10 protein-coding genes and 1 tRNA gene are annotated in these 13411 nt (G+C 39.4%); 5 read left to right on the top strand and 6 right to left on the bottom strand.

All coding sequences use genetic code 11. From position 1 onward, the window contains the following. The first annotated feature begins 4 nt into the window (after window positions 1-4). The 3 genes from AC1EU0_RS08325 to AC1EU0_RS08315 all read left to right on the top strand — a co-directional run bounded on the left by AC1EU0_RS08325 (window position 5) and on the right by AC1EU0_RS08315 (window position 3996). Window positions 5-1222, top strand: coding sequence for an ABC transporter permease (locus AC1EU0_RS08325; protein WP_480301936.1), 1218 nt, complete (start codon window positions 5-7; stop codon window positions 1220-1222). A gap of 114 nt (window positions 1223-1336) precedes the next feature. Continuing rightward, a complete protein-coding gene (locus AC1EU0_RS08320; RefSeq protein WP_480301934.1) occupies window positions 1337-2659 on the top strand; it encodes a sigma-54-dependent transcriptional regulator in 1323 nt (440 codons plus the stop codon). Continuing rightward, window positions 2656-3996: a sensor histidine kinase gene (locus tag AC1EU0_RS08315; RefSeq protein WP_480301932.1), complete on the top strand. Its 1341-nt coding sequence runs from the start codon at window positions 2656-2658 to the stop codon at window positions 3994-3996. Before AC1EU0_RS08320 ends, AC1EU0_RS08315 begins: the two co-directional genes overlap by 4 nt. A 194-nt stretch (window positions 3997-4190) precedes the next feature. Here AC1EU0_RS08315 and AC1EU0_RS08310 read toward each other — a convergent pair whose 3' ends face one another. The 5 genes from AC1EU0_RS08310 to AC1EU0_RS08290 all read right to left on the bottom strand — a co-directional run bounded on the left by AC1EU0_RS08310 (window position 4191) and on the right by AC1EU0_RS08290 (window position 8313). After that, entirely contained in the window at window positions 4191-4604 is a 414-nt protein-coding gene (locus AC1EU0_RS08310; protein WP_480301930.1) for an avidin/streptavidin family protein, read from the bottom strand. A gap of 110 nt (window positions 4605-4714) precedes the next feature. After that, a complete protein-coding gene (locus tag AC1EU0_RS08305) occupies window positions 4715-6130 on the bottom strand; it encodes a coniferyl aldehyde dehydrogenase (RefSeq protein WP_480301928.1) in 1416 nt (471 codons plus the stop codon). A 104-nt stretch (window positions 6131-6234) separates the two neighbouring features. Continuing rightward, window positions 6235-6310 (bottom strand) — tRNA-Phe (locus AC1EU0_RS08300). 175 nt (window positions 6311-6485) lie between these two features. Beyond that, complete coding sequence (locus AC1EU0_RS08295; protein WP_480301927.1) at window positions 6486-7463, bottom strand: hypothetical protein; 978 nt, start codon at window positions 7461-7463, stop codon at window positions 6486-6488. Window positions 7464-7560: 97 nt separating this feature from the next. Beyond that, window positions 7561-8313, bottom strand: a complete 753-nt coding sequence (locus AC1EU0_RS08290; RefSeq protein ID WP_480301925.1) for an outer membrane protein assembly factor BamD — start codon at window positions 8311-8313, stop codon at window positions 7561-7563. 184 nt (window positions 8314-8497) lie between these two features. On the opposite strand from AC1EU0_RS08290, the gene rluD reads away from it, so the two are divergent. Continuing rightward, window positions 8498-9469: a 23S rRNA pseudouridine(1911/1915/1917) synthase RluD gene (rluD, locus tag AC1EU0_RS08285; protein ID WP_480301923.1), complete on the top strand. Its 972-nt coding sequence runs from the start codon at window positions 8498-8500 to the stop codon at window positions 9467-9469. A 206-nt stretch (window positions 9470-9675) separates the two neighbouring features. Here the strand turns inward: rluD and AC1EU0_RS08280 are convergent, their stop codons facing one another. Then, window positions 9676-11775: a hypothetical protein gene (locus AC1EU0_RS08280; protein WP_480301921.1), complete on the bottom strand. Its 2100-nt coding sequence runs from the start codon at window positions 11773-11775 to the stop codon at window positions 9676-9678. A gap of 854 nt (window positions 11776-12629) precedes the next feature. Here AC1EU0_RS08280 and pgeF point away from each other — a divergent pair. After that, window positions 12630-13346: a peptidoglycan editing factor PgeF gene (pgeF, locus tag AC1EU0_RS08275; RefSeq protein ID WP_480301919.1), complete on the top strand. Its 717-nt coding sequence runs from the start codon at window positions 12630-12632 to the stop codon at window positions 13344-13346. Window positions 13347-13411: the final 65 nt, after the last annotated feature.

The raw sequence follows: 13411 nt of genomic DNA, 5'->3' as shown, positions 1-13411 counted from the left end.
TACCATGTTAAATATTAAACCTATTATTAGCGCATTATGGCGTAGTAAAAGCGGCCCAGCTTTATTATTACTGCAAATTATTTTGTCGGTAGCGATTGTGGCTAATGCCAGTTTTATTATTCATGAACGATTACAGAAAATGAATCGTGAATCGGGTATTGCAGAAGCTGAAGTATTTACTGTAAATATTTATAACTTTGGAGAAAAAGTTGACTACGACTTGCAACGCCGTAAAGACATCGAAGTTATAAAAAATTTACCCAACGTCAAAAATGCTTCCTTGGTGAGCATGATCCCTATGAGTGGAAGTGGGTGGTCTTCAAGTTTTACAAGGGAAGCATTCGATAGAAATAAAGAGAATCAACAAGAAGTATCAGCAGGGATCTTTTTTAATGACCATAATTTTATTAATACACTCGGATTAAAATTGATTGAAGGCCGCAATTTTCGAATAGAGGAGATAGATTATTCTCCGAATGCGAAAGACGTCAAGGCTATTGTATCAAGAGCTTTTGCAACTGCAATGTGGGGCGAAGGTCCTGCAGTAGGAAAAACGTTTTTTAATGGTCCAGATGAGAGTGCAGAAGTTGTAGGGGTTTTAGAATACTTACAAGGGGACAGTGTCGGAAGAAGTACCTTTCAACATGGAGTGATATTTAGCTATGACTTTGTAAGGGCTGGCAAAAATGCTATCTATGCCGTTAGAGCAAACCCTAAAGATATTCCTCAACTAAAAAAAGACATTAAAGATGCTTTGCTAGCTGACAATCCATATCGAGTCTTTCAGGGTTTTGAAACCATTGCTGAAATTCGTGAGGACGCATATCGAAATGATGCGTTAATGGTTAGTACATTATCGATGATCATTGTTCTTCTTCTGGTTATTGCTTCTCTTGGTCTATCCGGCATGGTGATGTTCAACATTCAAAAACGCACTAAGCAAATAGGAACACGTCGAGCACTCGGAGCGAAAAAACGCGATATTATTCAGCAGTTTTTAGTTGAAAACTATTTGATTTGTAGCTTAGGGGCTTTGCTTGGTGGCATTCTCGCTATGCAATTAGGTAATCAAATGATGCGTCACTATGACTTGCCCATGTTGGATCTGAGTTATGTCTTTGTTACAGTGGCGGGATTATTTGTCGTTACTACCATAGCGGTATTACTTCCCGCTAGAAAGGCGGCTGCAATTTCGCCAGCGATTGCTACGAGAAGTGTATAAGGTTTAATTGCCGTCATGCCTGCGGAGGCAGGCATCCAGCGACTTTTTAATGGATAAAGACACTAGGTTCCTGCTTGCGCAGCTATACGCTTATAAACGGAAAAAACAAAAGAAATGGAAAAAATTCTTATCGTCGATGACAACCTATCTGTCTGCCAAGCATTAGCTTTAATGTTGGAGCTCAATGGTCATCGAGCTTTGTTCTGTCATAACGAAGCGGATGCGCTTAGCATTATCAAGCAGCAAGAAATCTCGTTGGTGATCCAAGATATGAATTTCAGCGCAGATACGACTTCAGGCCAAGAAGGGCAACAGCTGTTTTATGCCATTCGAGAACTTCAGCCCACCTTACCAATTATTTTGATCACTGCATGGACTCAGCTTGAAATGGCGGTGGAGCTGGTAAAAGAAGGTTCAGCAGATTATATGTCTAAGCCTTGGGATGACGATAAATTGCTAACCAGTATTAATAATTTATTGGAATTACATCGAGCCACCAAACACAACCAGCAGCTAAAGCGAATCGACAATCAAAGAACTGAATCTATTGCTAAAGCTGAATTATGTGGGCTAGTGTTTGCCAGTGGCACTATGCAAAGGGTTGTAGACTTAGCTTTGCAGCTCGCTAACTCTGATGTATCAGTGTTGGTCACGGGTCCGAATGGTGCTGGCAAAGATAAAATTGCCGATATTCTTCACGCTAACTCGCCGTTAAAAGATAAGCCTTTAGTCAAAGTGAATATCGGTGCTTTACCAAGTGAGCTACTCGAAGCTGAATTGTTTGGTGCTGAAGTTGGCGCATTTACAGGAGCGACAAAAGCACGAGTTGGGCGCTTTGAAGCCGCTAATGGTGGTACCTTATTTTTGGATGAAATTGGTAACCTTCCACTTTCTGGGCAAGTAAAGTTACTGAGGATTTTGCAAACTGGAGAGTATGAACGTCTTGGCAGTAGTCAAACACGTAAAGTGAATGTTCGAGTGATAAGCGCTACCAACGCAGATTTATTATCAGATATTGCTAACGGTAGCTTTCGTGAAGATTTGTATTACCGCCTAAATGTGATTGAGCTGAACGTTCCTGCTTTATGTGAGCGTAAAGACGATATTGTTCCCTTAGTCGAGCATTTTATAGGTCCTGAATTTTCGTTAGAAAAAGTCACTAAGCAAGCTTTATTAGCCCATCCTTGGAATGGCAATGTTCGAGAACTTCAAAATGCCTGTAAACGTGCAGTTTTGTTAGCAAGAGACAGTAAATTACAACCGCAAGATTTTGGCTTGGTTGCGTCTGATTTTAATCAAGAAATAGAAGTGAATAAACAGCAAATACTAGAAGCAATGGAGCAACATAATGGTGTTATTGCTCATGTGGCTAAATCCGTTGGCTTAAGTCGTCAGGCCTTGTATCGACGTTTAGATAAGTTCGGGATTGAGCGATGAGTTTATCTTCTCGACTTGCTGTAGTTTTCAGCATTTGTGTTGGAAGCAGTATTTTATTAACCCTAATGATAGGCGGATTACTGCAGCAACCAGATAGTTGGCTAACTCAAGCAAATCAATGGCTAGGCTGGGATATCAGTTGGCTGTTCCATTTAATGATATTGCTTTTCGGTGCTTCTCTTGTAAAGCTATTGACCGCCAATATCAGTAATAGTTTACAGGCGTTAGAAGTAGGGCTACTTAACTTTAAAGATAATGATTTTAGCGTTACTGTTCCAGAGGTCAAAGATACAGAAGTCAATCGACTGGTAAAGTTGTTTAATCAGGCTGCGAAGGTTTTACGGAAAGAGAAGCAATCCATTTATCAGCGGGAATTATTGCTTGATAAGGTCATTCAAAGTTCGCCTCATATCATGTTACTGCTGGATAATGATCAGAGGGTCATCTACTCCAATGATGCAGCAAGGCATTGGTTTGCAGAGGGTAAGTCGATTGCAGGATGCTTTTTGCAAAACATCAGTGATAATTTATCACCTGAAATGGCCAATATCATTCAAAGCCAGCAACAAGGTTTGTTTACCTTAAATCAAGAAGAAGTGGAAAGTTGGCATATTAGTCGTGGTACGTTTGCACTCAATGGTCAACAACATCATTTACTGTTATTGAAGCAACTGACCAAAGAAATCAGTCGTCAAGAAGTACAGGTATGGAAAAAGGTTATCCGCATTATCAGCCATGAACTCAACAACTCGCTAGCACCTATTGCCTCAATGGTAAACTCAGGAAGAAAACTGACAAAAGATCAGGAGTCTCCTCAGTTAAATTTGATTTTCGATACTATCGAAAGTCGCTGCACTCACTTAAATCAATTCATTTTTAATTATGCTCGGTTTGCAAAATTGCCGTTACCCCAAAAAGGCCAAGTTGATTGGCAGGTGCTTACTCAGCAGTTATATCAGCATTATTCATTTAAGTTGGTAGGGCAATTACCCAGTGAAGCAGGATATTTTGATCAAATCCAAATTGAGCAAGTTTTATTAAACTTATTGAAAAACGCCCATGAGTCAGGTTCAGCGCTTGATGACATCACCATGACGATTCAAATCACAAGGGTTGCAGCTAAACAAGGCGTGAGCATTTGTATTTCAGATGCGGGCTCTGGCATGTCGAGCGAAGTGATGCAGCAGGCTTTACTCCCTTTCTACTCAACTAAACAGTCTGGAACAGGATTAGGCTTGCCGCTTTGTCGAGAAATCGTTGAAGCCCACGATGGTCAAATCAGCTTACACCATAGACAACCTCAAGGGCTGATGGTGCAGGTGTGGCTGCCCAGTTAACCTCAGCTCTGTATAACGAAATCAATAACATTATGTATTTACAATACAAACCTTAATTTTTTATCTACAGTACTGCTAATTTTGTGTAGTTCAAGGCAGAACCGTTCGTAATAGCCAGCCTATTACGGGCTGTTCTAACACAGAAATGCGCATAAGTAGCTGTGCTGTAGAGGTTGGCTTATACAGAGCTGAGGTTAATTAACCTTACGATATAAATCATGATTAGTGGCGCGAGCACTCCAAGTATCAAGGCCATTTGTCTGTACTAAATATAAAGTATCTAAGCGCTCTTGATTATCTATGCTACCTACCATGGCGATGGTAGTGGGAGAACCACATGATTTTAGAGTCATACTCAAAGCGATAGCATTGCGGTTGACAGAACCTTGGATGGGAATGGCTTTGCCAATACAGCTTTTGGTATGAGCTACAGCAGTGGTAAAAGTACCATTGAAGTGATTATGGGCTAAAGTCTCAATTTGTAATGTTGAGCCTCGTTGGTTTTTCCATGTTCCTACGATTTGCTCAGGATTCCAAGGTGATTGCGAAAAAGCATTGATAGATAGAAAAGAAAAAGCAATTAAGGTCAATTGAAAGAGACGTTTCATAGTAAAGCTCCAGTATTCCAAACATTGACGTAATATTACAAGAGGAATACTGGATAGTGGCTTGCTAGAGGGCGTTCCCAATCAAAAATCTAATTGGAAACGCCCTCTAATTATTTCAAAAAGCTGCCTAATAGGAATTTTTGAAGTTTGGTACCGTAAGGAGGATGGATAAATTTACCCATATCAAACCAGCCTTTCTTTAATACTGTTTTTGCGTGGCTAAAGGTTTTGAATCCCTCTTTACCATGGTAGTGCCCCATTCCTGATGGGCCAATTCCGCCAAATGGTGCGTCATCTACCGCGACTTGCATCACGGTATCGTTAATGCTGATGCCGCCAGAGTGAGTATGGTTTATGATGTGGTTTTGAATATCAGTATCAAAGCTCATGATATACAGTGCCAACGGGCGAGGACGTTGGTTAATGTAATCAAGGCTTTCATCTAAGCTATCGTAACCAACAATTGGTAGAATCGGACCAAAAATCTCTTGTTGCATTATTTGCATATTATCAGTCACACCGGTTACTAATTGAGTGGCAAATTTTCGTTGTTGCTTATCAATGTCGGTATTGGATGCAGAAACAATATGCGCGCCTTTTTCACGGGCATCGTCCAATAAGTTCATTAATCGTTCAAACTGATGCTCATTGATGATACTGGTGTAATCTTGGTTGTTCTCCAAATTTTGATACATGACTTGAAAGCGTTGTTGGTAAGTTTGAACGAATTCTTCAATTCGATGCGATGGGCAAAGTATATAATCAGGAGCCACGCAGATTTGACCAGCATTAAGGCACTTACCGTAAATTAAGCGTTCGACAGCGGTTTCAATTTTCATATCTGGAGCGATGATCACTGGTGACTTGCCCCCTAATTCTAATGTGACAGGAGTTAGGTTATCGGCTGCCGCTCGCAGCACATGGCGTCCCACTTGAGTAGAACCTGTAAATAACAGGTGATCGAAAGGTAAGGCTGAAAATTCTGCCGCAATGTCAGTTTCACCTTCTATAACTGCAATATGGTTTTGAGAAAATGTCGTTTCGATGACTTTTCTAATAACTACATTAGTATTTGGGGTGAATTCAGATAGCTTGAGCATCACACGATTGCCCGCCGCAATAGCTGTAGCAAGTGGGCAAAGTGATAACATAATCGGAAAATTCCACGGCACAATTATCCCAACTACACCTTTAGGTTGATAGTGCACTTTTACCTTGGCTGGTGCCAACATTAGCCCTGCGCTTCGGTTCTCTGGCTTCATCCATTGCTTTAATTTGGAAATCGTGTAATTGATTTGAGATACAGTGGGAAGAGTATCGCCAATCAAAGTGTCGTATTCTGAGCGTCCACTGTAGTCTTGATTTAACGCTGAAACTAACTCTGCCTGATGAGCTAATAGTGATTTTTTTAACGATTTTAAGAAGTGAATTCGAACAGAGTAGGGGAGAAATGGCTCACTCTGAAACGCTAGTTTTTGATTATTAAACGTTGAAAGTAAAAGTGAAGCTTGTCCGTTATTATTCATACTTTTTAAATCTCAATCGTCATAAGGAAGTTAGAATAATAGCACTATAACCTAATGAAAATTTTGATAAAAGAGGAAGTATAAGAATAACAATAGGAGAAAGTTGGTGCCCGAACCCGGAATCGAACCAGGGACACGAGGATTTTCAATCCTCTGCTCTACCAACTGAGCTATTCGGGCAACGGGCGACATTAAACGGTTTTTTATTGGTGGAGTCAACTCTTTTAATGCACTTTCTATAAAAAAGCGAATAAGCGAAGGTTTTGTAAACGAATTAGTTCAAAACCAAAGGCAAATATTCCAGTTCAATACTGGGAGCATTTAGGGAACGTACGGGTAAACTGAATGCTTCCAGCTAATTATTTCGTTCAGTTAAATGAAATTCACCCTCTCTAGGTTCATTATTTCTAAATACAAACTGCTTATGGTTAAATCGAAGTTGACAGCGCTGAGCTTCGTTTATGTTGTCGGCGGTAACTTCTCTGATATCATCCTCTGTAATGTGTTCTGGGGCGAAATTAACTGGAATTGATTCATATTGTACGCCGTCATGCATTGACAGCAAGTATCGGCGCAAGCCTACTCTAGAAACTGTGACCCAATGTGCTTCTGCATCTTTGCTTGGGTCATTATCATCTGGTCTATGTAATCTAAGCTGAATAGCGTTATCATCTTTGAGTTTTTCACCAGTAAAGGGACATATGCAGGGGCTAGCTGTCCATTCGGTGGTTTCTTTGCCGAAAAACCGTAAAATGGCTTGTTTAATTACCTTGAGTTTAGTGTCATTGTATTGCTCATGAATTTGGCTACTAGCCTCTGAGGTCCTAAATAGCTTTCTTACGATTCCTTGTGCTTTTTTACCTTTGTCTGTTTCTAGAAAAGACTCAAGATTACTTTTAAAAGTGGGGTTAGGGTCTTTAGCTATGATTTTACTTGTTACTTCAACGTCATCGCTGGGGCGGGGAAGAGTGGTATCGAATGAGACAAAATCATCTTCTTCTGAGGCTTTTTTTGCGCTTACTCTAGATTCATATGCCTGCATTTTTTTTACTGAGCTCCTTTGAGGCTCTGGATTGCTTGCAACTGTAGGTGCGGCTGCAATGCCTTCATCCAAAAAAGCCTTAATCACAGCTTGGTGATGTAAATCTGATTGTGGCCCAGCTGCTACTTTATTGACAGTAAAGGCTTTAGCTTCTCCATGGAACTCTAAAGTATAAGCACTTTGCCTAGTGCCACCCTTATTGTAATAAAAGTGCTCCTTATCCTTTTCTTTAATCCAAGCGTGATGAGCGGCTTGCTCTTGTAGAGGGCGTTTGTGTAGAGGAATTGTCATTAAATCATTCCATAACTCGAAGAATGATTTAAGTGTAGATCATGTTTTGGGCTTGATAAATAAGGGAAAGGCTGTAGATATACAGCCTTTTTAAAAACTATTTGATAAGAGCGTTTTCAGGGTAATTAGCTTTCATTACACTGAGAACATGAGCTTCTAGTGTTTTTTGGCCTAGCTCTTTGTAGGATTTAGCCATAATTTCTAAGGCTTTTTCTCTTGATGGCGAGCCTTCAAATGTTTCTAACACATATTGAGCTCGGCTAGCAGCAGCACTCCATGCGCTCATTTTGAAATAGTACTCAGCAACATGGAGAGAATAACGTGCTAAGCGGTTTTTAATGGCTTTCATTCGTTGACGAGCATCTGCAGCATAAACACTATTAGGATAAAGCTTTATTAATTTCTCAAAATCTTTAAATGCTTGTTCAGAATGCTGAGGATCACGGTCAGTTCTATCTATGTTCAGCAGATCATGAAACAAATAATCATCTGATTGCATATTGGTTAAGCCACGCATAAAGTAGACATAATCAATATTTTTACTGGTTGGATTTAATCGGATAAAACGATCAATATTTGCTAATGCTTGAGCCGTATCACCAGTTTTGTAATAAGAGAAAATCATATCCAATTGAACTTGTGTTTTGTACGGTCCAAATGGGTAGCGAGAGTCAAGAGCCTCAAGCGTACGAATGGCTTTAGAGTAGTTACCTAACTCCATAGAGTTTCTAGCTTGGGAGTATAAAATCTCTGCCGTGGCTTTTTTTGAAATTTCTTCTGGTTTACTGCTACAGGCATTTAGCGTTAATGCGAGTAGGGCTAAGGCAACACCTTTTGACACTCTATTCATACTTGAATTCAATTCTTTTAAAGTTGTAGTTAAGAATTTTTCCATTTCGCGATAAAATGGAAGTTATCCGATTGTAACAGAGATACCAGAGATTCTTCAAAACGTCGAGAGAAATACTTGAAAACTTCTGAATAATCAAATTCTGGTATTCACATATTGACCCCAAAGTTGGGTTAGGGTTCCCATGTCTCAAGAGATAAATATAAAAAGTGAGTTTTCATCAACTCAAACTGGTCAGCGCTTAGATCAAGCGTTGGCTGAATTGTTTCCCGATTACTCCCGTACTCGAATAAAAGAGTGGATTTTATCGGGTGCAGTCACTGTCGATGGTGAGGTGTGGGACAAGCCTAGAACCAAAGTAATGGAATTACAGCAGGTTGAAGTTAACGCAGAGCTACCTGAAGAAGTTGTTGCCGAAGCTCAACAAATTGATTTAGATATCGTGTATGAAGATGATGATATTTTAGTGATCAATAAACAAGCTGGGTTGGTGGTTCACCCTGGAGCAGGAAATCAAGACGGCACTTTGATGAATGCACTTTTACATCACTGCCCAAGTATTGAGCTAGTACCTAGAGCGGGTATTGTTCATCGTCTTGATAAAGACACAACAGGTTTAATGGTTATTGCTAAAACGGTAGAGGCGCAAACCCATTTAGTCGCGTCATTACAAGCTCGCCAAATTACCCGTGAATATGAAGCTATTGCCACTGGCACCATGACCGCTGGTGGCTTGGTCGATGCGCCTATTGGGCGTCATCCAACTAAGCGTACTCATATGGCGGTAAATCATTCAGGTAAGCCTGCTGTAACTCATTATCGTGTAGCAGAAAAGTTTCGTGCTCATACCCGATTACGTTTGCGTCTTGAGTCTGGTCGTACTCACCAAATTCGTGTTCATATGGCACATATCGGTCATATTCTGGCTGGTGATCCTGTATACGGTGGTCGACCCCGTTTACCTAAAGCGGCCAGTGCAGAGTTTATTGATGTATTGAAAGGTTTTAATCGTCAAGCGCTTCATGCTGTGAGACTTGAGCTACAACACCCTATCACTTGCGAAATGATGAGCTGGACAGCCCCAATACCAGCGGATATGGCTGAATTGGCCAAAGCACTTCGTAAAGATACTGAGTTAAACCCTATTGTTATATAAACAGATTAATCTATGGGGCTTCAATTCCCCGCAGCTCGCTGCGGTTTGTAACCGAAAGGGAGAATGTTAATACCCCACTTTCGCTTTGAGAAAGTCTGAGCGAAGCGAAGATAGCTTGCTACGGGGATTATTTATTTAGCCTTTCTAGATTGGTATAAATACGAAAAGCCGCACTTTTGCGGCTTTCTTGTATTGATTTATTGAAATCAATTTAATGCATCTAAAATCAGCTGATGAGTGGTTTCATTAACGCCTAATTTATCTTGATATATGGTTTCACCAGTATCATGGTAATTACCCATTCGTATTACTCCATTGACTTTGGTAATCGCTGTTTTATTAGGGAGATTAGCCAAGGAAGGAGTAAGATTAGGGACACCAAAATCACCAAGTATTTGAATAGCTTTTGGGTGATCGATAACATAGACCTCCTGTGAATCGATTATTTTTTTCTCCCACTTAGAATAGGCGAAGTCACCCGAGCTGTCATCTAGAAATGAAGAAGGTCCACCCGTAAATGAATTTCCGTACTGCTTAAAGGTGAGTAGGTCGTTTTGTGGCTGAGTGGAATTAGAAAATACAAAAGTTGGCTCTAATATTTTAAACATAAAAGCAAAAATTTTTTCATCATCGTCATAATTGGTAAATTTGATAAATTGAGCAATACCATTTTCAAGTAGTTGAATCGTAATATATTCATAACTGTTAATATTAAGTCTGAGTAATACTGGTTGAGTCGTATTTTGATTTGAAACTAAAGAATCAAGAGAGCTAAAACTCCCCACTGGATTTAATGTTACCCTTTGAGCATCACCACCACTTTCATTAAAAATATTTTCATGAAATTCATTTTCATAAACAGGAGGGTTATCTAAGGCAACGTTAAACCCAGAGACAATGTTACAGTCATTAGATTTAGATGGGGTATCACAAGTTGGATTATTAAAACTAACAAAGCCTGAAAAGGCTTTCAATTGAGAGTCGTAAACAGTATTTTTTTCAGTAAAAAAAGCATTTTTATCATCGATTGAAGTCGGGCTAACCGCTTTTGCCCATTCATTTAATCCTGCAAAAGAGTACATCAAGCTGGCCACTTGTTTTGGTTTGTCAACGTTAAAGCTTTTGGCTGAATATACAAATTTTATATTAGGCGTTGTCCTATTTTTTAGCACAACGCTGCTTGGATATTTTTGATGCAGGGTTTTAATGGTGTCTTGCTGATCACTCGGTAAGTCCAAAAAATCGGTAGAAGTTAAATCTAGAGCACTAACATCGTATTTATCTCCTAAGGGGAGAACTTGGCTATTTGAAAGAATATTTTTCAAACTAATAAAGGGCGATGGCGTGGCTCCCGATACAGTAGTGCCATTAATTATGTGTTCAACTCGTTCAAACGCATCTTCCTCTTCATTGATAGAATCAAACGCTAATTTTTTTGAAACTTCTTTATAAGTATTTAACTTAGTGGACTCTGAAGTGTTGCTTGTAAACAAGGGTAAAACATCAGCTGCTTTTGCTGACATCCTGTTGTTTAAAATTACGGCTTCTTCGAAATGATTTCTTAAATTAAGAGAACTGGTTCTTTCTGGACAATGACTCACTAGCTCAGCTTGTTGTTCTCGTTCTGTTCCAATGGCTTGTAACTTATTGAGCGCATTATGAACTGAAAAATGATGTTTTAATTTAAACGTTAACTCACCACCATTGTTTGAGCTTTCATTGACTAGCGCAAAGTGAGAAATCATGTTTTCCATTAATGCACTGGATAGCGCTTGCATTCTTTTTATCACTTGTTTGTTAAATCTCATAAGAGATTCTGAGCTATTGTTGTTCTTTTGAGGTGCAAGATAATCAAAGCAAGGAGATTGATCGATAACTAACTGGTTTTGTACCTTTTTATTTGCTTCATAATTGCTTAAACCAAAATTACCGTAGAAATGAGCTAGGGTCGTTTTAGTCGATATTACAGTGCAGTCACTGTTAGCTGCTAACGTGACTGATTTATCGACATTCTTGTTGGACGTAGTATAAAAAGAATTAGGTGTGACTTCAGCAAGGAGAGGGCAATGACCTATTGTAGATTGTTGAAATCCAGACACATCATAGCTACCGTCATTGGATGTATAAGTACTGTCTTCTTCATTTCCGCATAACATATCATTGTTGCAATCAAGGCATACTTTAGCGTTACCTATGTAACTATCTCCCACCAATACTCTATTGGGAGAATATTTTTTTTTATCCCCCCCACAGCCCACTATGAATAAACTTACAGTGATAACCAATAATACAAAACGCAAATACATGTGAGTACTCCTTTACTTCAAACACTCACTAATATTAGCTGTTGAATAAATTATTGCATGATTTAAGGCAAACTAACCTCTTAGTATGACTATTTTGGCTATAGATTGTATTTTGTTCCAACATGAAACTCTTTTGCCGCAATTCAGCTATATCAATGCCATAGTCATAACAAATTTCATAAGCAATCCTGATTACCCATAAACCTCAGCCAAAAAAAGCGATGATTGGTAACTGCTTGAAATATTATTATTCTTTACCGTCATACCTGCGAAGGCCGGTATCCAGTGACTAACTTGGAAAAAGGAAAGTCGCTAAACTCCTGCTTTCGCAGGAGTGACACCAAAGTTAGCTGAACTTTGTCGGTAATCAGGTAAGCAATTGACTTTAACACCCACGATAAGGCTTTATAAATATTTTGCGGCGTTATCATTATTTTGGCACCTATGCAAAGTGAAAGTGATACATTAATCTGTAGAAGTGATGTGAATTTCTTTGAATTTTCATATACAGGGGATATAGGCAGAGCTTCGTCCAGTTTACGTTACCCAGCATTGGGACAAGCCTCAGAGCTTTCGCTTCGCGAGTTAAAGAAGTCGTCGATAATTTGCAATTAATTACAGTGTGCAGTGTTAAGATTAATTACTGTTATTGGTATTAGACTGGAGTGATGCAGACGGTAAGAACTGCAAACTCTAGGCGGTACTTTGAACCTAAACAAGTTGTTGGTTGAGCATAATTTCTAATTTGAAAATTAAAGTTTTAAAACAACCTCGTAATATGAAAATGTCTAAAAGTGAGTCTACTTGAAATTTACATGATATTCTTGGACATACACTCAGCTCTGGACTATTAAATGCTTTTTAAACACGATTGGCCTGTACCTGACAATGTTGGTATTGCTATCACGAATCGTCATGGTGGTAGTAGTTTGTCGCCGTATGATAGCTTTAATCTTGCTTTGCATGTTGAAGATGACAAACAACGTGTACGAGTAAATCGTGAACAGCTGAACATCGTATTGAATTTGAAGAAAGAACCCACATGGCTTGAACAGGTGCATGGTACAGAAGTTGTGAGTTTGCCACAGCAAGGTATTCCGGTCGCGGATGGCAGTTACAGCAACCAAGTTGGACAAATATGTGTGGTGATGTCGGCTGATTGCCTACCTGTGTTACTTTGCAATGATGACGGTACTGAAGTCAGTGCATTACATGCTGGCTGGCGTGGATTATGTGAAGGGGTAATTGAAAATGGCGTTCAACAATTTCAATCATTACCGAGTCATATTCGAGCTTTTCTTGGTCCTGCTATTGGTAAAGACGCCTTTGAAGTCGGAGATGAAGTGAGGCAAGCCTTTGTAGACAAAGATGCCAATGCTGAACAATGCTTTCAAGCTTATGGTCAAAAATATTTGGCTGATATTCAAGGTTTAGCGACTCAAAGGTTACAACGTGTAGGTGTTACGCAAATTCACCTTTCAAATCAATGCACATTTTCTAATTCTGATTACTTTTCTTATCGCCGTGATGGTCGTACTGGAAGGCAAGCCTCTTTGATCTGGATTAAATAATTCACACATATTCACTATCCTCTCGCTTGAAAAAACATCAATAAGCCCCATCTCTTAAATCAAGT

The sequence above is a fragment of the Parashewanella sp. 2210YD4-3 genome (genome assembly GCF_056591735.1).
The sequence above is the reverse complement of the archived record's forward strand: the minus strand, read 5'-3'. Positions and strand labels throughout refer to the sequence as shown.

What these genes read in the sequence shown, in the direction of transcription:
- AC1EU0_RS08290 (WP_480301925.1), bottom strand. Translation starts at nt 8,313, where the DNA reads ATGAATAGAGTGTCAAAAGGTGTTGCCTTAGCCCTACTCGCATTAACG.
- AC1EU0_RS08305 (WP_480301928.1), bottom strand. Translation starts at nt 6,130, where the DNA reads ATGAATAATAACGGACAAGCTTCACTTTTACTTTCAACGTTTAATAAT.
- rluD (WP_480301923.1), top strand. Translation starts at nt 8,498, where the DNA reads ATGTCTCAAGAGATAAATATAAAAAGTGAGTTTTCATCAACTCAAACT.
- AC1EU0_RS08325 (WP_480301936.1), top strand. Translation starts at nt 5, where the DNA reads ATGTTAAATATTAAACCTATTATTAGCGCATTATGGCGTAGTAAAAGC.
- AC1EU0_RS08280 (WP_480301921.1), bottom strand. Translation starts at nt 11,775, where the DNA reads ATGTATTTGCGTTTTGTATTATTGGTTATCACTGTAAGTTTATTCATA.
- AC1EU0_RS08320 (WP_480301934.1), top strand. Translation starts at nt 1,337, where the DNA reads ATGGAAAAAATTCTTATCGTCGATGACAACCTATCTGTCTGCCAAGCA.
- pgeF (WP_480301919.1), top strand. Translation starts at nt 12,630, where the DNA reads ATGCTTTTTAAACACGATTGGCCTGTACCTGACAATGTTGGTATTGCT.
- AC1EU0_RS08315 (WP_480301932.1), top strand. Translation starts at nt 2,656, where the DNA reads ATGAGTTTATCTTCTCGACTTGCTGTAGTTTTCAGCATTTGTGTTGGA.
- AC1EU0_RS08310 (WP_480301930.1), bottom strand. Translation starts at nt 4,604, where the DNA reads ATGAAACGTCTCTTTCAATTGACCTTAATTGCTTTTTCTTTTCTATCT.
- AC1EU0_RS08295 (WP_480301927.1), bottom strand. Translation starts at nt 7,463, where the DNA reads ATGACAATTCCTCTACACAAACGCCCTCTACAAGAGCAAGCCGCTCAT.